This window comes from Parvularcula lutaonensis, assembly GCF_014651915.1.
In the GTDB taxonomy this organism is placed as follows: domain Bacteria; phylum Pseudomonadota; class Alphaproteobacteria; order Caulobacterales; family Parvularculaceae; genus Parvularcula; species Parvularcula lutaonensis.
Genome location: NZ_BMXU01000002.1, coordinates 734,000 through 750,702 on the forward strand (window position 1 = coordinate 734,000; position 16,703 = coordinate 750,702).

Annotated in this window: 15 protein-coding genes; 10 read left to right on the plus strand and 5 right to left on the minus strand. The window is 63.6% G+C overall.

What is annotated here, in order from left to right; genetic code table 11:
- The first annotated feature begins 10 nt into the window (after positions 1–10).
- From IE053_RS11925 to IE053_RS11960, 8 genes are all read left to right on the plus strand, one after another.
- Positions 11–1,255 (plus strand): dipeptidase, encoded by a 1,245-nt coding sequence (locus IE053_RS11925; protein WP_189576262.1) that lies wholly within the window; start codon positions 11–13, stop codon positions 1,253–1,255.
- Between the two features lie 160 nt (positions 1,256–1,415).
- Positions 1,416–3,515 (plus strand): protein-disulfide reductase DsbD family protein, encoded by a 2,100-nt coding sequence (locus IE053_RS11930; RefSeq protein ID WP_189576264.1) that lies wholly within the window; start codon positions 1,416–1,418, stop codon positions 3,513–3,515.
- On the plus strand, positions 3,515–4,099 hold the full coding sequence (locus tag IE053_RS11935; RefSeq protein WP_189576266.1) for a redoxin family protein: 585 nt from the start codon (positions 3,515–3,517) through the stop codon (positions 4,097–4,099). The genes IE053_RS11930 and IE053_RS11935 overlap by 1 nt, the downstream gene beginning before the upstream one ends.
- Before the next feature lie 18 nt (positions 4,100–4,117).
- Complete coding sequence (gene pgi, locus IE053_RS11940) at positions 4,118–5,761, plus strand: glucose-6-phosphate isomerase (RefSeq protein WP_189576268.1); 1,644 nt, start codon at positions 4,118–4,120, stop codon at positions 5,759–5,761.
- A 90-nt stretch (positions 5,762–5,851) separates the two neighbouring features.
- On the plus strand, positions 5,852–6,064 hold the full coding sequence (locus IE053_RS11945; protein ID WP_189576270.1) for a hypothetical protein: 213 nt from the start codon (positions 5,852–5,854) through the stop codon (positions 6,062–6,064).
- Positions 6,065–6,091: 27 nt separating this feature from the next.
- A complete protein-coding gene (locus IE053_RS11950) occupies positions 6,092–6,346 on the plus strand; it encodes a nuclear transport factor 2 family protein (protein ID WP_268249071.1) in 255 nt (84 codons plus the stop codon).
- A 74-nt stretch (positions 6,347–6,420) separates the two neighbouring features.
- On the plus strand, positions 6,421–6,927 hold the full coding sequence (gene purE, locus IE053_RS11955) for a 5-(carboxyamino)imidazole ribonucleotide mutase (protein WP_189576274.1): 507 nt from the start codon (positions 6,421–6,423) through the stop codon (positions 6,925–6,927).
- Positions 6,927–7,991 carry a 5-(carboxyamino)imidazole ribonucleotide synthase gene (locus IE053_RS11960; protein WP_189576276.1) on the plus strand — a complete coding sequence of 355 codons (1,065 nt, stop codon included), beginning with the start codon at positions 6,927–6,929 and terminating at the stop codon, positions 7,989–7,991. The genes purE and IE053_RS11960 overlap by 1 nt, the downstream gene beginning before the upstream one ends.
- Positions 7,992–7,994: 3 nt before the next feature.
- Here the strand turns inward: IE053_RS11960 and IE053_RS11965 are convergent, their stop codons facing one another.
- Positions 7,995–8,483, minus strand: coding sequence for a DUF2937 family protein (locus IE053_RS11965; RefSeq protein WP_189576278.1), 489 nt, complete (start codon positions 8,481–8,483; stop codon positions 7,995–7,997).
- Positions 8,484–8,667: 184 nt separating this feature from the next.
- Between IE053_RS11965 and IE053_RS11970 the strand changes: the two genes are divergently transcribed.
- On the plus strand, positions 8,668–11,088 hold the full coding sequence (locus IE053_RS11970) for a DUF305 domain-containing protein (protein WP_189576280.1): 2,421 nt from the start codon (positions 8,668–8,670) through the stop codon (positions 11,086–11,088).
- A gap of 103 nt (positions 11,089–11,191) precedes the next feature.
- Here the strand turns inward: IE053_RS11970 and IE053_RS11975 are convergent, their stop codons facing one another.
- The 4 genes from IE053_RS11975 to IE053_RS11990 are packed head-to-tail and all read right to left on the minus strand — an operon-like array spanning position 11,192 to position 14,314.
- On the minus strand, positions 11,192–12,037 hold the full coding sequence (locus IE053_RS11975; RefSeq protein ID WP_189576282.1) for an AAA family ATPase: 846 nt from the start codon (positions 12,035–12,037) through the stop codon (positions 11,192–11,194).
- 39 nt (positions 12,038–12,076) lie between these two features.
- Positions 12,077–12,850, minus strand: coding sequence for a glycine-rich domain-containing protein (locus IE053_RS11980; RefSeq protein ID WP_189576284.1), 774 nt, complete (start codon positions 12,848–12,850; stop codon positions 12,077–12,079).
- A 56-nt stretch (positions 12,851–12,906) separates the two neighbouring features.
- The gene (locus IE053_RS11985; RefSeq protein ID WP_229786207.1) at positions 12,907–13,443 is read right to left on the minus strand and encodes an acyl-CoA thioesterase; all 537 of its coding nucleotides are present in this window, start codon (positions 13,441–13,443) and stop codon (positions 12,907–12,909) included.
- Between the two features lie 28 nt (positions 13,444–13,471).
- The gene (locus tag IE053_RS11990; RefSeq protein ID WP_189576286.1) at positions 13,472–14,314 is read right to left on the minus strand and encodes an aldo/keto reductase; all 843 of its coding nucleotides are present in this window, start codon (positions 14,312–14,314) and stop codon (positions 13,472–13,474) included.
- A gap of 189 nt (positions 14,315–14,503) precedes the next feature.
- On the opposite strand from IE053_RS11990, the gene IE053_RS11995 reads away from it, so the two are divergent.
- The gene (locus IE053_RS11995) at positions 14,504–16,630 is read left to right on the plus strand and encodes a TonB-dependent receptor (protein ID WP_189576288.1); all 2,127 of its coding nucleotides are present in this window, start codon (positions 14,504–14,506) and stop codon (positions 16,628–16,630) included.
- Positions 16,631–16,703 lie beyond the last annotated feature (73 nt).

Sequence of the window (16,703 nt, forward strand, 5' to 3'; positions counted from 1 at the left end):
AACCCGCTCCATGGGCACACTCATTCTCCGCATCATTGCCGGCATCTTGGGGTTTCTGGGCCTCGCGCTGATCCTTTTCCTCTGGCTCGCGCCGCCTCGGGTGGATGCCAGCATGAACCCGGTGGTGCCGCACGCGCCTTATGAGATTTCCGAGGAGGCGAGGGCGCTGCACGCGACGATCCCGGTGGCGGATCTTCATGCGGACAGTCTCCTTTGGAACCGGGACCTGCTGAAACGGAACGACTACGGCCATGTCGACATCCCGCGCTTGCGCGAAGGCGGGGTGTTCCTGCAGATGTTCACGGCGGTGACGAAGACGCCGAAGGGCCAGAACTACGACGAGAACGATGGGTCCACGGACAATATCCGGACTCTCGCGATGGCGCAGCGCTGGCCGCGGAGGACCTGGGACAGCCGGACGGAGCGGGCGATTTATCAGGCGGAGAAGCTGGCGGGGTTTGCGGAGGACTCGCAAGTCGGTCGCGATGGGTTGGCTCCCCTCGAGATTGTTCGCACTTCCGCCGACCTGGATGAACTCCTCAGGATTTGGACCGGCGGCATCGAGTTGGAGGTGCTTTCCGCCGACGGCGGAACAACTCCTGTGTCGTTACGCGGTGTCGCCGCCATCCTCGGCACCGAAGGCTCTCACGCCCTCGACGGCGACCTCGCCAATATCGACCGGCTGTTTGATGCCGGGTACCGGGTGATGGGGCTGCACCATTTCTTCGACAACAAGCTCGGCGGCTCGCTGCATGGGACGAGCGGTGAGGGGCTGACGGAGTTCGGCCGCGCCGCTGTCAGCCGGATGCGCGAGAAGGACATCATCATCGATGTGGCCCACAGCTCTGAACAGGTCGTGCGCGAGGTCCTCGCCATGGGTGCAGGCCCGCTGATCGTCAGCCACACGGGCTTTGACGGGCACTGCCCGAGCCCGAGGAACATCTCCGATGAGACCATGGAGATGATTGCTGAGGACGGGGGGCTGATCGGCGTCGGCTTCTGGGAAGACGTCACCTGCGACGCCTCGCCCGCCGGGATTGCCGATGCGATCATGTGGGGCGCCAACAGGTTCGGTGTGGACCATATTGCTCTGGGTTCGGACTTTGACGGCACGGTGACGACCGAGCTCGATGCGAGCGAGCTGGCCGCGATTACCCAGGCCCTGATGGATGCTGGGATGGAGGATGATGACATCCGCAAGGTGATGGGCGGGAACGCAGTGCGGTTCTTCCTGGAGAATTTGCCTGAGGGGTGAGGGAGCAGATCCCGGGGCGCTTGGAGACCGAGACCGGGATCCATACGCAGCGCTGTTCGGGTTCCGGGCTCCAGCTTCGCTGGCCCCGGAATGACAGGTGATGAGAAGGGCGACAGGGTCGTCACTTGAACAAACGCCCAACTGCAACCAAACCCTCTTCATGACCGAACCAAGGGCCATGTTGCGCGCCGTTCTTGCCGTTTTTGCCCTTTTTGCCGTCGCCCAGGCCCAGACGGGGCCGGTGGTGGAGACAGGGCACGCCTCCTCGCGCCTGATAGCCGAGAAGTCAGCCGCCGTGCCGGGCGACACCCTGTGGGTCGCGCTGGCGCAGGAGCTGGACGAGGGCTGGCACGTCTACTGGAAGAACCCGGGCGATAGCGGTCTCCCGCTGGAGCTTCGCTGGAATTTGCCGGAAGGCTGGGAGGCCGGGGAAATCGGCTATCCGCTGCCCCATCGCCTGCCACTGGGGCCGCTGACGAATTTCGGCCACGAAGGCAGCCCGACTTTCCTTGTCCCTCTCGAGGTGCCGGACGATGCCGAGCCCGGCTCGACGGCGCGCTTCGATGTCCTTGCCGAGTGGCTGATCTGCCTCGACGTCTGCATCCCCGAGAGCGCCGAGCTGACAATGACCATCCCGGTGATGGCCAGCGCGGCGGACATGCCGGCGCAGTCCGCGCGGATCCGCACTGCGCGCAGCGCTCTGCCGCGTGATCTCGGCCTCGATGCGCAGTGGGCCATGGACGGGGAGAACGTCGTCCTGCGCATCGAAGGCGCGCCGACAGGGAAGGCGTTTTTCTTTCCCGAGCGCGGCGGCACCATCGAGCCTTCGGCTCCGCAGGCCCAGCACCGGCATGAAGGTGCGCTCTACCTGTCGATGACTCCCGGCATCGACTTCCGGCTGGAGAAGCCTGAGGAGATCGCGGGCGTCCTCGTCCTCGACATGGACGGACAGGAAGTCGGCGTCGAGATTTTGGCGCGGGAGAGCGCAGCCCCGGTGGCGAGCCCGGAGATCCTCGCTTCGCTGGGTTCCGGCGCCTCTGGGGCGACGGAGGGGGGAGCGGGCAACATCGCGCTGGTCTTCCTGTTCGCGCTTCTTGGCGGCGTCGTCCTCAACGCCATGCCGTGCGTCTTCCCCATCGTGTTCCTTAAGGCCGCGAGCGTCGCCAAGCTCGGCGGGGCCGACCGGAGCACCATCCAGAAGGATGCCTTGGCCTACACCGCCGGCGTGCTCGTCACTTTCGCGGCAATGGCGGGGCTGCTTCTCGCGCTGCGGGGCGCAGGCGCACAGCTCGGCTGGGGCTTCCACCTCCAGTCACCCGTGGCCGTCGGCTTCTTTGCCGTCGTGGTGTTCCTGATCGGGCTCAACCTTGCCGGGCTCTTCGAGGTGGGAACCTCCGTACAGGGAGCAGGCTCCGGCCTCACCCGGAAGCCGGGATTGAAGGGCTCGTTTTTCACCGGGCTGTTGGCCGTGGTGGTCGCCGCGCCGTGCATCGGGCCGTTCCTTGGCCTGCCGATCGGCTTTGCCCTCAGCGCGCCGCCGGTTGCGGCGATCGCCGTGTTCCTTGCCCTTGGGCTTGGTCTTGCGCTGCCCTACCTGATGCTCACGGTCGTGCCGCAGCTGGTGCAGGCCCTGCCGAAGCCGGGGGCCTGGATGGTGCGGCTGAAGCAGGTGTTCAGCTTCGCGATGTTCGGCACCGTGGCTTGGCTGACATGGGTGGTGAGCCTTCAGGCGGGGCCCCAGGGTGTGCTGGCCCTCGGCATCGCTTTCGTGCTCGCAGCCTTCGGAGGCTGGCTCTTCGGCCTCGCGCAGGAGAAGGGCGGGGCACGGCCCCTCCAGCTCGCGGCGGCCTTGGCGCTAACCGCGGCGCTTCTGCCCCTGGCCATGCTCAAGACGGCGGAAGGTCCTGCCTATGTCGGCTCCCTCGCCAAGGAGCCCTATGACGAGGCGCGGATTGCGGCCCTGCAGGCGGAGGGCACACCGGTCTTCGTGGATTTCACCGCGGCGTGGTGCGTCACCTGCCAGTACAACAAGCGCGTGGTGCTCGACTCCCCCGAAGGCCAGGCGCTCTTCGCGCGCACGGGGACGGTGTTCATGGTGGCGGACCTGACGAACCCGGACCCGGTCATCACCGCTGCGATCGAACGGCAGGGCAGAAGCGGCGTTCCGCTCTATCTCTACTATAACCGCAAGGGCGAGACCGAGATCCTGCCCCAGATCCTGACGCTCGACCGTCTCGAGGAAACACTGGAGAGAACCTGATGCTCAACGCTTTCGTCAGCCTTCTGGCCCTTGTCGGTGCGATTCCCGGCCAGCCAGCGCCTGCGTTCTCCGAGATGAGCGCCGAAGGCACCGAGATCAGCCTTGGCCAGTTCGACGGCAAGACCGTCGTTCTCGAATGGACGAATGACGGCTGCCCCTTCGTACAGAAGCACTACAATTCGAATAACATCCAGCTGCTCCAGAAGCGTGCCGCCGCCGAGGGTATCGTCTGGATCCAAGTGATCTCTTCGGCCGAAGGGAAGCAAGGCTATGCGGATGCGGCGCGCGCCAAGCAGCTCAATGAAGCCCGCGGCGCGCAGCCGGCCCATGTTCTTCTGGATGCGGACGGTTCCATGGGGCGGGCCTATGGGGCAAAGACAACGCCGCACATGTTCATCATCGATGGCGAGGGGATCGTCCGCTACAATGGCGCTATCGATACCATCCCCACGGCCGATCCCGAGGATATCCAGCATGCTCAGAACTATGTGAGCACGGCCCTCCAGCAGATGAAAAACGGCGGAGAGGTGGTCACCAAGGTCTCGAAGCCCTATGGCTGCTCGGTGAAATACGCCGACAGCTAAGCGGGAGATTCGAGCGCCATGGACCCCACCAAGACGAAAGCGTGGGAAGACCTCTCCGCGCTGAGCTCCACCGACGGCCAGGCCCGGCTGCGCGATCTGTTTGCGGAGGATGAGGACCGGTTCGAACAGCTCTCCTTCGAGGCCGCGGGCCTGTTCCTCGATGCCTCGAAGACGCGCGTCACGCACAGGGCCATGGATGCGCTCTTCGCCCTCGCCGGCGAAACGGGCGTCGAGGAAAGGCGTCGGCGGATGTTCGCGGGCGAGGCCATCAACGAGACCGAAGGCCGGGCGGTCCTGCATGTCGCCCTTCGCGACAACCGCCACGGGAAATATTCGGTAGACGGTAAAGACCCGATGCCCGAGATCGAGGCGGTCCGGGAGCGGATGAAGTCCTTCACAGACGCCGTGACCTCCGGCGAGCGAAAGGGTGCGACCGGCAAGCCGCTGACCACGGTGGTGAATATCGGTATCGGCGGGTCGGACCTTGGCCCGGTCATGGTGACGGAGGCGCTGCGCCCCTATCACATCGATGGGCGGGAAGTGCATTTCGTGTCGAATGTCGACGGCACGCACCTGTCGGAGGTGCTGCGCAGGATCGACCCCGAGAGGACGCTGTTCACCATCGCATCGAAGACCTTCACGACGCAGGAAACGATGACCAATGCGCGTTCGGCGCGGGATTGGTTCCTGAAGCAGGGAGGCAGCGAGGCGGATATCGCAAAGCACTTCGTGGCGCTTTCGACCAACCATCAGGCTACGGCGGAATTCGGGATCGACCCGGAGAACGTCTTCGGGTTCTGGGACTGGGTAGGTGGGCGGTATTCGCTGTGGAGCGCCATCGGCCTGCCGATCGCGCTGACCGTGGGCTGGGACAGTTTCGAGGACCTCCTCTCCGGTGCCCATGCCATGGACAGGCACTTCGAAGAGGCGCCGCTCCGCGAGAACCTGCCGATCGTCATGGGCCTCGTGGGCCTGTGGCACCGGACGTTCCTCGACATGCCCGCCGTGGCGGTGCTGCCCTATGACCAGTCACTGTCGCGGCTGCCCGCCTATCTCCAGCAGGCGGACATGGAGTCGAACGGCAAGGGCCGCAGGCTCGACGGATCGAAGGTCACTTACGAGACCGGGCCGATTGTCTTCGGCGAGCCAGGTACCAATGGCCAACATGCGTTCTACCAGCTGATCCATCAGGGCACGACCGAGATCCTGTGCGAGTTCATCGCGCCTGCGATCTCCCACAACCCCCTCGGCGACCACCACGAGAAGCTGCTCGCCAATTTCCTGGCCCAGCCCGAAGCGCTGATGGTCGGCGTGACAGAGGACGAGGCGCGGGCGCAGCTCAAAGAGCAGGGGGCTTCGGACGAAGAGGCGGACCGCCTTGCACCGCACAAGGCGTTTCCGGGGAACCGGCCTTCGGTATCGATCCTGATGCAGAAGCTGACGCCGCAAACCCTCGGTGCCCTGATCGCTCTTTATGAGCACAAGATCTTCGTCCAGGGCGCGGTATGGGGCGTGAACTCCTACGACCAGTTCGGCGTCGAGCTCGGCAAGGTGCTGGCAAAGCCAATTTTGGCTGAACTGAAGGGTGAGGCCGACGCGGAGCATGACCGTTCGACCAGCGGGCTGATCGCGCGGATCAGGTCGCTGCGGGCTGACGTATAAGAAAAAGTGCAGCTCCGGCTGTGCCTAAGGTTTTCGGACGCACCGGTGCGGGTTCTATAGTCCTGCGGTCACACAGGGAAAGGGAGTCCCATGCGCCGGATACTCTACGCCGTCAGCGCGCTCGCCATTGTTGGCCCGGCCCACGCGGACGATCACGAAAAGCCGGTGGTCGAGCGAAACAAGGCGCAGGCACGCGGTTTCTATGAAGACCTCTGGTTCGGCGGCGATACCAAGACCGAGAACTATGCGAACTACGTTGCCGACACCTACGTCGTGCACGATATCGGCGAGCGAAAAAATTAGACCGAAGCCGCGATCGAGCAGAAGCGGATCGCGGACTTTTTTCACAGCATAGGCACAGTGACCGGCAAGATTGACTACCAAGTCGCTGAAGACGACATGGTCGTGAATCGTTGGACCATGAGCTTCGAGCCGAACGAACAGGGCGAGGCCATGGGCATGTTCGCGGTGAAGGACGTGCCGATCATCAACGTCTTCCGCTTCAATGACGAGGGGAAGATCGTCGAGATCTGGAACCACCGCCACGATGTCGACCTGCCGCAGCCGCCTCCACCGCCGCAGTAGCGACCGTCTCTCCGGGTGCGCTTGCCCCACTATCCCGCAGCCGCTAACAGCCCCCTTTGCCGGAGGAGCGAGCGATGGTGCAGGATCAACGGCCGGTGGCCATCATCATGGGATCGACCAGCGACTGGCCCACCATGCGGCGCGCAGCGGAAATCCTCGATGAGCTGGGCGTGGGCCATGAAGACCTCGTGGTCTCGGCCCACAGGACGCCCGACCGCCTTGTCCGCTTTGCCACCGGCGCGGAAGACGCAGGGTTCTCGGTGATTATCGCCGGTGCGGGGGGCGCGGCCCACCTGCCGGGCATGGTCGCTTCCATGACGACCCTGCCAGTGCTCGGCGTGCCGGTGCAGTCCAAAGCGCTCTCGGGCATGGATAGCCTCCTTTCGATCGCGCAGATGCCCGGCGGTGTGCCGGTCGGAACGCTGGCGATCGGTGAGGCGGGCGCTAAGAACGCTGGCCTGATGGCCGCCTCGATCCTCGCTTTGGGGGATGCCGAACTGAGCCTCCGTCTCAAGAGCTGGCGGCAGAAGCAAACGGACGCGGTGCTCGAAGCTCCGCAAACGGACGCGCCGGTTATCTGATGCTCGAACCGGGAAGGACGATCGGCATTCTCGGCGTCGGTCAGCTCGGCCGGATGCTCGCCAGCGCTGCTGCCAAGCTTGGCTTCAAGGTCGCGGTTTATGGCCCTGAGGTGGAGAAGTCTCCCGCGGGGCAGTTCGCCACCATTCGCGTCGATGGCGCCTATGAAGACGCAGCGGCAGTCGAGGCATTCGCGCGGGGCTGCGACGTGGTCACCTATGAGTTCGAGAACGTCCCCGCGTCCACCGCCGCCGCGGTCACGAAGGCGGGCGTCGAGCTCAGGCCCAATGCCCGCGCCCTGGAGGCGAGCCAGGAGCGGGTGCGGGAGAAAAACCTCTTCCGTAAGCTGAAGATCGGCACGGTCGATTTCTGGCCGATTGCGGATGCGCGGGATCTCGCGAAGGCGCTGCCGAAGGCGGGACCCTCGATCCTCAAGACCTGTCGCTTCGGTTATGACGGCAAGGGTCAGGCCCGCCTGCAGGGTGACGAGGATCCCGAAGCGGTCCTGGCCGAGCTTGGCGGTGGTCCCTGGATCCTCGAAGCCATGGCGCGCTTCGAGCGGGAGGTCAGCCTTGTCGCTGCACGATCGGTGCACGGAGAGATCGCCTATTTCGACCTCTGCGAGAACCAGCACAAGCACGGCATCCTCGCGCGAAGCGTGATCCCTGCGGAGGCCTCGGCCTCGGTCAAGGAGCAGGCCCGCGAGGCCGTGCGCAAGGTACTCGAGCATCTCGACTATATCGGCGTGCTGACGGTCGAGTTCTTCGATTGTGACGGGACGCTGCTGGCCAATGAAATGGCCCCGCGGGTGCATAATTCAGGGCACCACACGCTCGAAGCTTGCTCGGTCAGCCAGTTCGAACAGCAGATCCGGGCCGTGGCCGGCTGGCCCCTGCGCGATGCCGAGACGGTACGTCCGATGGAGATGCTGAACCTGATCGGCGAAGAGATCGAGGCTTGGGACGAGCTTGCCGCCGATCCCGAAGTCGATCTGACGCTCTATGGCAAGCGCGAGGCGCGGCCGGGCCGCAAGATGGGCCATGCCGTCCGTCCCTGGCGAAAGTAACGTCTAGTAGCGGCGGAAGGGCGCCGTGATGAGGCCGAGGATCAGAGCAGCGCCACCCCAGAAGAGCGCGAATCCCGCGAGGGCGTAAGCAGCACCGGGCAGCGTTGCGGGCACGGCCGGCTTGAACTCTTCGAGCGTGCTTTCGGCGATCTTCTTGTCGTAATTGCGGACGAGGTAGATCGGGCGCCGCCATTCGTCGGCTGCTTGCAGGTTCGCGAGCTGTTGCGAATAGCGCTCGAAGTCCTTCACGTCCTCCGCGCGGCCCTTGCATGACATGGCGCCATCGGGGCGGCTGTCGGTGAGGCAGTAGTTGAGCGCCTCGCTCCGGGTCATGTCCGAACGCATCGCATCCTCGTCGAAGCGGGCGACGACCTCGGTCAGCCGATCCACGCTGCCCTTGAGGTTCTGCAGGTATTGCTGCGTGAATTCAGGCGCTTGGCTTGCGCCCAGCGCACCGACAATACCGAAAAGAAGAGCAAGAAAACGGCTCATGACAACACCCTGACCATCCCGAGGCCTACCTTAAGCATTGGAAAGGCGGCTTTTCAATGTCGCGGGTCTGTCGCCATTAATGACGCCCATGCGCTGCTGACGGGGTTTGAGCAGTGGACGAACCGCCGATACACGCTCACCATGCCGTTTTTCGGTAAGTCGATCGCGTGAAGGAGTTCCCCTCGTGAAAGCATCTCGCCACCTTCATTGTGCAGCATCGCTGCTCGCAGCCACCAGCCTGTTTGCCATCGCCCAGGCTCAGGACGCACCGATTGTCCAGCCCGGCGCCCCCGGCCAGGACGTTCGCGAGCTCTCGGCCGAAGACGCGGTGAAGATTGCCGATACGAGCTACACCAAGGACGACGTCATGTTCATGCAGATGATGATCCCTCATCATCAGCAGGCGGTGGATATGGCCGTGCTGGTCGACGATCGCACAAACAATGAAGACATCCTCGACATCGCCGGGCGCATCAAGAAGTCCCAGGCTGACGAGATCGCCTTCATGAAGACCTGGCTTGAGGATCGCGGTGAGCCTGTCGAGATGATGCACGGCGATGGCATGCACATGGACCACGCGGCTATGGGTATGGCGTCCGAGGAGGACATGGAAGAGCTGGCGACGCTCGAGGGGACGGAGTTCGACCGGAAGTTCCTGACCCTGATGATCCCGCACCATGAAGGCGCGGTCCGCATGGTGAACGACCTGCTGGCGAAGCCTGGCTCGGCCTATGATCCGGTGCTCTACGATTTCATCAGCGATGTGGTGAACGACCAGAAGGCGGAAATCACGCGGATGAACGGCGTGCTCTCGCAGCTTTCGACGGATCCCCGCGTGGGCCTGTCGGCGGGTTTCCGCGACGCAGGCGAGGCTGCGATGAACGTGAAGCTCGTCGCATCGCTGCCGAAGCCGCGCGGCTTCTTCGATCCCGAGAACCCATCGAACCTTCCTCCGGTGAAGGAGCCTGAGCCGAGCGAAGAGGACGATAGCCGCGAGAACGAAGACGGCACCGATGCCAAGACCGAATGGGGCGAGCGCTGGCCGCTGCTCAGCTTCTGGAACACGGATATGGCGTTCCAGGACGATATTCTCGTCGCGGGCAATTATCACGGCTTCAACATTTACAAGCTCGGCGAGGATGGCGTCCCGACCCTAGTGAGCTCCGTCGTCTGTCCCGGCGGGCAGGGCGACGTGTCGATCGTCGGCGACCTGCTCATCATGTCCGTGGAGCAGACCCGTGGCCGGGTCGACTGCGGCCTTGAAGGCATCAGTGAGGACGTCAGCAAGGACCGGTTCCGGGGGCTCAGGATCTTCGACATCTCGGACCTCGAGCAACCCAAGCAGGTGGGGCAGGTCCAGACCTGCCGCGGCTCGCACACCCATTCGGTGGTCTCCGCCGACCGTCGTCGCATCGTGGTCTACAATTCCGGCACCGCCGGTGCGCGGGACGAGGAAGAACTCGAAGGCTGCGTCGGCTACGTGCCGGGCGATGACCGGACGGCCTATTTCTCGATCGACGTGATCGAGATCCCCGTCCGCAATCCCAGCCGTGCACGGATCACTTCCAGCCCCCGTGTTTTCGCCGATGACGAGGGACGGATCGCAGGCCTGTGGCAGGGCGGCGACCATGGCGAGGGCACCCAGCGGACCTCCGAGACGAACCAGTGCCACGATATCACCGTGTTTCCGTCTCTCGAGCTGGCCGCGGGTGCGTGCTCGGGCAACGGCATCATCCTCGATATCTCCGACCCGTTGAACCCCAAGCGGATTGACGATGTCTCGGACGAAGGTTTCGCCTACTGGCACTCGGCGACCTTCAACAACGACGGGACGAAGGTCCTGTTCACGGACGAATGGGGCGGCGGGACGCAGCCGCGCTGCCGCGCGTCGGATCCCAAGAACTGGGGCGCTGATGCGTTCTACGAGATCAATGACGGCAAGCTCGAATTCGCGAGCTACTACAAGATCGACGCTCCGCAATCCGAGCAGGAGAACTGCGTCGCGCATAACGGTTCTGTCGTCCCGGTCCCCGGTCGCGATATTTTCGCCCAGGCGTGGTACCAGGGCGGCCTCTCGGTGATCGACTTCACCGACACGAAGAACCCGAAGGAGATCGCCTTCTTCGACCGTGGCCCTATCCATGACGAGCGCATGGTGATCGGCGGGTACTGGTCCACCTACTGGTATGGCGGCAAGATCTACGGCACCGAGATCATCCGTGGCCTCGATGTCCTCGAGCTCACGCCGTCCGAGTTCCTGACGGAGAACGAGATCGCGGCGGCGGAGATGGCCGACATGGGCGGCACCTTCAACCCGCAGCAGCAATTCCCCGTCACCTGGCCCGACCACCCGGTCGTCGCCATGGCCTATCTCGACCAGCTGGAGCGGGACGGCGGCCTCGCCGAAGCGCAACACTCCGACGCCGTGGCGCTGATGAAGCTCGCCAAGCAGGCGATGGAGAACGGCACCAAGGACCGCGAACTCGCGGCCCAGATCGCCGGGCTGGCCAAAGAGCTTTCTCCGTCATCGGACGATGCGGTGGCTGAGAAACGTGTCGCGGCGCTCAGCGACACGATGGAAGGCATCGCGAAGAAGCTTCGCTAGTCAGGAAGCACCGGGCGTCATCCTGGGTGCCTGGTGGTCCACACAAGAAAGGCCCGCCGGATCTCTCGGGCGGGCCTTTTTTGTCTTGGCATCCGGCAGGGCGCTACTGCCCTTCGCGGCGGGCGAGGAAAGCGAGCCGCTCGAACAGATGGACGTCCTGCTCGTTCTTGAGGAGGGCGCCGTGCAGCGGCGGGATGGCCTTCCGCGGGTCTTTTTCCCTCAGCACACTGAGGTCCACATCCTCTACCATCAGCAGCTTGAGCCAGTCGAGAAGCTCTGACGTCGACGGCTTCTTCTTGAGGCCCGGCGTCTCCCGCAAGGCGTAGAAGCGAGTCAGCGCCTCGCGCACGAGATCCTGCTTGATGCCGGGATAGTGGACATCGACGATGTCCTTCATCGTCTCGGCATCCGGGAACTGGATATAGTGGAAGAAGCAGCGGCGCAGGAACGCGTCGGGCAGCTCTTTCTCGTTGTTCGAAGTGATGATGATGATCGGACGGACCTTCGCCTTCACCGTCTCGCCGGTTTCGTAGACGAAGAACTCCATGCGATCGAGCTCCTGCAGGAGGTCGTTCGGGAACTCGATATCGGCCTTGTCGATCTCGTCGATCAGGAGAACCGGGCGCGTCTCCGAGGTGAACGCCTCCCACAGCTTGCCGCGCTTGATGTAGTTGGCGACGTCGGTCGCCTTTTCCTCGCCAAGCTGGCTGTCGCGCAGGCGGGCCACGGCGTCGTATTCGTAGAGGCCCTGAGACGCCTTGGTGGTGGACTTCACGTGCCACTCGATCAGTGGTGCGCCGAGGCTTTCGGCTACCTCCTTCGCAAGGACGGTCTTGCCGGTCCCCGGCTCTCCCTTGACGAGGAGCGGGCGCTCCAGCGTAACGGCTGCGTTGACCGCGACCTTGAGGTCATCGGTGGCGACGTAGGTGGAAGTCGATTCAAAAGCCATCCGGGTTGGATAGGTGAGCCTTCGCGGGGCGGCAAGCGCCTAGCCGCCGCATCCTCCGCAGCCCCCGCCGCAGCCAGAGCCGCCATCACCTCCGCCGTCGCCGCTGGATTTGCCCGAGCTTGCTCCGCTGCAACCGGTGCCTCCGCCGCCACCGCCCTTTTTTCCGCCTCTCAGCGCAATGGCGATGATAAGGACGAAGAGGATGGACATGCCGAGGATGACAACAAGGTCTTTCGGTATGCCTTCCCCGGCACCGGGCACCGGCGCTGCTGCGGCGAGAGCCAGCGCCCCGGCAGCGACCGCGCCCGCGGTGCCGGTGGCGGCGAGCCTGCTTCTCGAGAGGACCAGCGTGTCGCTCATGTCGATGCGGCGGAAGTGCCGCGCGCGATCGAAGCGCTCTTGAGGTGCCGGCCAGATGTCCGACGGCGCTTCCTCACCGAAAAGATCCTTGTAAAGAGCAAGGGTGGCGTCGTAATTGTCCCGGTAGCGCTTGTTCTCCGTCTTGCCGCCTTTGGTGGGGCCGTGGTGCAGCTCCGTGCCGAGAGCTTCTTTCCACTCGCCCCAGTAGTGCCGGGTGTAGCAGAGGTGAAGGTGCCAGGCCTGGTCGACTTCGTCTGAAGGGGTGACCTCACGCCCGCCCACCACGGCGAGATAGGCAAAGCGGCGATACTCCTCGATCACGCGGTTGGCGAAGAGCGGACTCCAGCCATTGTCGCGGGCCAGTCTGGCAGAGAACGGGAAGGCTGTGCATTCGGGATCGAACGAGACGGCGCTGATCGCCTGCCAGCGGGGGTCTTCGAATGCCTCGGTCATGGGAGCCTCCCTTCAGCAACGAGGATACTTCACTCCATAAGGGGGAGGTCAGGCAATCACCGGGCGCTGTGGTCCGCAGGGTCGAGGCCGAACAGCTCCATGGTTCCCGCCTCCACGCGGCGAGGCCGGCCCGTGGCGCGGTCGAGGAGCACCCACTGGGTCTCGCAGACGGCGGCGGGCCGGGAGGCGCCCTTCTTCCTGATATCGCAGTGGCGGGAGAAGCGAGCGCCCCTGGCGGTGCCAAGCCATGTGCGGAGTTCGACCTCCTCACCTTCCCGGACTTGGTCCTTGTAGTCGATCTCGTGGCGCGAGCAGACCCAGATCGCGGCGGCCTTCGTCGCCTCGTCGGCGACCGCCTGCCAATGGCCCACGGCAGCGTCCTGCACCCACCGGACATAGACGGAATTGTTGACGTGGCCGAGCTCGTCGATCTCGTCGGGCTGGGCGATCCGGCGCGAGATACAGGCGCTTTCGAAGTCCTTGCAGCCGAGCAGGGGGCCTTCCGGGGGAGGGGTTTTGCTGAAGCTATCGCGCATGTGCACTCCGAAGAAGAACGGCTGGAGCGTCCGCTCCCGCCGCGAATGTTCGTCCATTGCCTTACGGGTGCAACCCCGCGAAGCGTCAGGCGGCTTCGCTTGTGCCAGTGTCCCACTCAGGAGCCCAGTCCGGGTCAATCAATCGGCCATCGGGACGCATCAGTCCGTAAACGGTTTTCATGTCTTCGGCGGACAGCTCGAAGTCGAAGATGTCGAAGTTCGACTTCAGGTGCTCTTCGGACGATGTTCTCGGGATCGCGGCGACATTCGCCTGCTGCAAATGCCAGCGCAGGACAATCTGGGCCGGGTCTTTCTTGTTCCATTCCGCAAGGCGCTTGATCGCCGGATTGGCAAGGACCTTGCCTTGGCCAATCGGGGAATAGCTGGTGAACAGCATGTCGAAGCCGCGGGCGGTCTTGAGGACCGGATCCTGGTTCAGCATGGGATGGTACTCGCATTGGATATTGGCGAGGCGTTCGGGGCAGTCGGTCACCGCCTTGAGGAGCTGCTGCTGGGTGTAGTTAGAGACACCGATCAGCCGGGCCTTGCCTGCGCTCTTGATCTCCGCCAGCGGTTCGACCTGCGGCTTGATCTCCATGCCCGGCACCGGCCAGTGGTTGAGGATCAGGTCGATATAGTCCGTGCCAAGACGGTCTAATGACTTGTCCATGGCTTCGGCACTCTTGCCGTCGCGAATGTCCTTCCACCAAAGCTTGGTGGTCAGGAAGATATCCTCGCGCTTGAGGCCGCTTTCGGCGATGGCGCGGCCGACTTCTTCCTCGTTCTCGTAGACTGCAGCCGTGTCGATATGCCGGTAGCCGATCTCCAGGGCCTTGCTGACGATGCGATAGGCGTCGTCCCCCTGGAGTTGCCAGGTGCCAAGGCCCAGGCGCGGGATGTCGATGTCGTCGAAGCGGTGGAACAGCACGGAGCCTCCTTGTTGTCCAAGACAGTGTCACTGGATCGCGAACACGGTGTCCCGTCCGGCGGTTCGGGCCGTGCGGCGGCCTGTCATCGGCGTTGCAAATTCTTCTGAGAATCGTTCGCATTGTTGTTGACACTCAGTCGCAGGTGGGGCAGTTGCGAACCGTTCTCAATCGCAGGATTTGCTACCATCATGTTGTCTGCTCTCGTCACCACCAGCGCCATCGCCCTCGCATCGGCAGCCGTGGAGCCTTCAGCTACCGCTACCGCCACCGCGGCGAGCGCCAACGCCGCCGCCGACGTCATCATCGTCAATGCGAAGTATCTCTCCACCAACGAGCTTAACGCGCTGAAGACGCCGACCCCGATCATCGAGGTCCCGCAGAGCCTCTCGATCGTGACCTCGGACGAAATCGTCCAGCGCGGCTTCACCTCGATCGGTGAGATCATCAACTACACGCCCGGCGTTTCGAACTCGCAGGGCGAGGGGCACCGCGACGCTATCGTGTTCCGCGGCGTCCGTTCGACGGCTGATTTCTTCATCGATGGCGTACGTGACGACGTTCAGTACTACCGCCCGCTCTATAACCTCGAGCAGGTGGAGATCCTGCGCGGCCCGAACGCGCTGTTCTTCGGCCGCGGCGGCACGGGCGGCATTCTCAACCGCGTGACCAAGAAGGCCACGATCGGTGAGCAGTTCACGGAGTATCGCGCCTCGGCGAACAGCTTCGGGGCCTATGACCTCTGGATCGACCAGAACTTCGACACGGGCGAGAACTCCGCTTTCCGCATCAACGCGATGTACGAAAGCCTCGACAACCACCGGGACTTCTTCGATGGCGAGCGTATCGGCATCAACCCGACAGCGAAGTTCCAGCTCTCGCCGGTCACGACGCTCGACCTCTCCTATGAATATGTCGACCACCAGCGCTTCATCGACCGCGGCATTCCGACGGGTGCGGATGGCCGCCCGGTCGAGGCGTTCGAGGACATCGTCTTCGGCGATCCAGAGGTGAACTCTTCGGAGCTGGAAGCCCACCTCTGGCGCGCGACGTTGCAACATCAGTTAGCGGACAACCTGAAGGGCCGGTTCAGCGCGTTCTATGGCGACTATGACAAGTCCTACGCCAACTTCTATGCCTCGAGCTATGACGAGGCGAATGCGCCGGGCGTCGTCGGCCTCGATGGCTATGTCGACACGACCCAGCGCCAGAACCTGATCCTGTCGGGCGACCTGATCGGCGAGTTCCAGACCGGCAGCATCGGGCACACGGTGGTCACTGGCGTCGAATATATCGACACGGTCAACAACAATGACCGGTTCAATGCCTTCTGGGACCAGACCCAGGATGACGTGGAGTTCTTCATCATCCAGCGTCCGCTGAACCTGCGTGGCGGGGTGGGTGTCAATGCGAATGGCCTGACGACCACGAACGACTTCACCGCGGACCTCAATGATGACACCGAAGCCGATGTCACGGTGTTTTCGGCCTACGCCCAAGACGAAATCGCGCTGACCGAGCAGTTCGACCTCGTGCTTGGCCTGCGTTATGACAGCTTCGACATCGAGGTCCTCAACGTCCCGGCGAACGAAACCCGCGAGCGTCTCGATGAGCGCGTCTCGCCGCGTTTGGGGCTCGTCTACAAGCCGCAGTCGAACCTGTCGTTCTATGCAAGCTATTCCGAGAGCTTCCTGCCGCGCTCGGGCGAGCAGTTCGCCAATATCAACGGCAACAACAATGCTCTTGACCCAGATGAGTTCTCGAACCTCGAAGCGGGCATCAAATGGGACTTTCTCGACAATCTCAGCCTCACCGCTGCGGTGTTCGAGATCGAGCAGAGCTCGCCTCAGGTCGCGGACAATGACCCCGAGACCCTCGACGTCATCGAGTCGGAAACGCAAGGCTTTGAGCTCCAGCTCAAGGGCGAGATCGTCGAAGGCTGGTACATCTCCGGCGGTTACAGCTATCTCGATGGCGAGATCGTCGATCGCAACGGCCCGACGGGGCTGACCCCGCGCGAGCTGCCGGAGAACATGTTCTCGCTGTGGAACGCCTTCCAGATCACCGAGAAATTCGGTGTCGGTGTCGGGGCGACCTATCAGGACGAGAGCTTCATCAACAACTCGAACAGCGCGGTGCTGCCGAGCTTCACGCGGGTCGACGCCGCAGCTTATTACGACGTTTCGGAGAAACTCCGCCTACAGCTCAATGTCGAGAATCTGACGGACGAGCTCTACTTCCCGACCTCGCACAGCACCCACCAGGCAACGGTCGCGGCACCGCTCAATGCCCGCCTCACGGTGCGGGGCCGGTTCTAGGCCCGCAAGAACCTCGGGGCTCCTTCGTCCAGACCCCTTGAACGCCGCTTCCAAGCGGAGCAGAGGGGATGGA

Excerpts from the sequence above, each read along its gene's own strand:
- purE (WP_189576274.1), top strand. The coding sequence starts at position 6,421 with ATGGTGCAGGATCAACGGCCGGTGGCCATCATCATGGGATCGACCAGC.
- IE053_RS11985 (WP_229786207.1), bottom strand. The coding sequence starts at position 13,443 with ATGGACGAACATTCGCGGCGGGAGCGGACGCTCCAGCCGTTCTTCTTC.
- IE053_RS11965 (WP_189576278.1), bottom strand. The coding sequence starts at position 8,483 with ATGAGCCGTTTTCTTGCTCTTCTTTTCGGTATTGTCGGTGCGCTGGGC.
- pgi (WP_189576268.1), top strand. The coding sequence starts at position 4,118 with ATGGACCCCACCAAGACGAAAGCGTGGGAAGACCTCTCCGCGCTGAGC.
- IE053_RS11930 (WP_189576264.1), top strand. The coding sequence starts at position 1,416 with ATGACCGAACCAAGGGCCATGTTGCGCGCCGTTCTTGCCGTTTTTGCC.
- IE053_RS11980 (WP_189576284.1), bottom strand. The coding sequence starts at position 12,850 with ATGACCGAGGCATTCGAAGACCCCCGCTGGCAGGCGATCAGCGCCGTC.
- IE053_RS11995 (WP_189576288.1), top strand. The coding sequence starts at position 14,504 with ATGTTGTCTGCTCTCGTCACCACCAGCGCCATCGCCCTCGCATCGGCA.
- IE053_RS11925 (WP_189576262.1), top strand. The coding sequence starts at position 11 with ATGGGCACACTCATTCTCCGCATCATTGCCGGCATCTTGGGGTTTCTG.
- IE053_RS11975 (WP_189576282.1), bottom strand. The coding sequence starts at position 12,037 with ATGGCTTTTGAATCGACTTCCACCTACGTCGCCACCGATGACCTCAAG.
- IE053_RS11935 (WP_189576266.1), top strand. The coding sequence starts at position 3,515 with ATGCTCAACGCTTTCGTCAGCCTTCTGGCCCTTGTCGGTGCGATTCCC.
- IE053_RS11960 (WP_189576276.1), top strand. The coding sequence starts at position 6,927 with ATGCTCGAACCGGGAAGGACGATCGGCATTCTCGGCGTCGGTCAGCTC.
- IE053_RS11945 (WP_189576270.1), top strand. The coding sequence starts at position 5,852 with ATGCGCCGGATACTCTACGCCGTCAGCGCGCTCGCCATTGTTGGCCCG.